Origin of the sequence: Bradyrhizobium sp. CCBAU 65884 (assembly GCF_028128835.1) — a bacterium.
GTDB classification, from domain to species: domain Bacteria; phylum Pseudomonadota; class Alphaproteobacteria; order Rhizobiales; family Xanthobacteraceae; genus Bradyrhizobium; species Bradyrhizobium ottawaense.
In genome coordinates, this window is sequence record NZ_LBJU01000038.1 from 1 (window position 1) to 1,710 (window position 1,710).

Annotated in this window: 1 protein-coding gene and 1 pseudogene; both read left to right on the plus strand. The window is 62.2% G+C overall.

The window, feature by feature from the left end; translation table 11 throughout:
- Positions 1 to 913: pseudogene (locus tag XI03_RS01645) on the plus strand (Mu transposase domain-containing protein); the annotation flags it as partial.
- Positions 914 to 921: 8 nt separating this feature from the next.
- Positions 922 to 1,710, plus strand: a 789-nt coding sequence (gene istB / locus XI03_RS01650) for an IS21-like element helper ATPase IstB (protein WP_333935277.1), incomplete at its 3' end; no start/stop codon positions are given.

Sequence of the window (1,710 nt, forward strand, 5' to 3'; positions counted from 1 at the left end):
CGGCATCTACGACAACATGAAGACCGCCGTAGAGACGATCTTCGTCGGTAAAGGGCGTCTCTACAATCGCCGCTTCCTGCAGATGTGCAGCCACTATCTGGTCGATCCGGTCGCCTGTACGCCAGCGTCGGGCTGGGAGAAGGGGCAGGTCGAGAACCAGGTCGGGCTGGTCCGGGAACGCTTCTTCACGCCACGGCTGCGGTTCAAAAACCTCGACGAGTTAAACGCCTGGCTGCTCGACAAATGCATCGCCTACGCCAAGGCTCATCGCCATCCGGAGCTGGCCGATCAGACGATCTGGGAAGTGTTCGAAGCCGAACGCCCCAAACTCGTTCCCTATGTCGGCCGCTTCGACGGCTTCCATGCGGTGACGGCATCGGTCTCGAAGACCTGCCTGGTGCGCTTCGACAACAACAAGTACTCGGTCGCAGCCAGCGCAGTCGGACGACCGGTCGAGGTTCAAGCCTATGCCGATCGCATCGTGATCCGTCAGGATGGACGCATCGTTGCCGAGCACCCGCGATCCTTTGGCCGCGGTGATACCGTCTACGACCCCTGGCATTATGTGCCGGTGCTCGCCCGCAAACCCGGCGCCTTGCGCAACGGTGCTCCCTTCAAAGACTGGGTGCTGCCGGCCGCGATCGAGCGGATCCGGCGCAAGCTTGCCAGCACCGACGATGGCAATCGGCAGATGGTCGACATCCTCAACGCGGTGCTGACTGACGGTCTGCCCGCGGTGGAAGCGGCCTGTGCCGAAGCGCTCAGTCACAGCGTCCATTCCGCGGATGTCGTGCTCAACATCCTGGCCCGTCAACGTGAACCCGCCCCACCCGCCAACATCATGACGCCGGCTGCACTGACGCTTCGCCATGCGCCGATCGCCGATTGTGCCCGCTACGACAACCTCCGGAGGACCATCTGATGGAACGAACCCAAATCTTCGACCTCATGGGCGAACTCAAGCTCTACGGCATGAAGGCTGCCTTCGACGAGATCATGGCAACTGCCGTCAAGCGCCAGCACGAACCTCAGCGCATTGTCGGCGACCTGCTCAACGCAGAGATCAACGAGAAGCAAGCCAGGTCGATCAAATACCAGCTTACCATTGCCAAGCTGCCGCTTGCCAAGGACATCGCCGACTTCCAGTTCGACGGCACGCCGATCAATCAGACTCTCGTCAATGATCTCGCTGGCGGCGGCTTCATCGCCCAACAACGCAACGTCGTGCTGGTTGGCGGCACCGGCACAGGCAAAACCCACCTGGCCATTGCCATCGCCAGAAGCTGCATCCGATCCGGTGCCCGCGGCCGCTTCTTCAACGTCGTCGACCTCGTCAATCGGCTCGAGACCGAAACCCGCAATGGACGGCAAGGTCGGCTCGCCGAGCATCTGACCCGGATGGACTTCATCGTGCTGGATGAACTCGGCTATTTGCCCTTCGCCCAGTCCGGTGGCCAGCTTCTCTTCCACCTCGTCAGCCGGCTCTATGAGCGCGCGTCCGTCATCGTCACCACCAATCTCGCCTTCGGCGAATGGCCGAGCGTGTTCGGCGACGCCAAGATGACCACCGCGCTGCTCGACCGGTTGACCCATCACTGCGACATCGTCGAGACCGGCAACGATAGCTGGCGGTTCAAGAGCCGAGACGACGATCACGCCACCCGCGCTCGTCTCGCCTCCGCTATCCCGGCCAGCTCCGACGAGACGAGC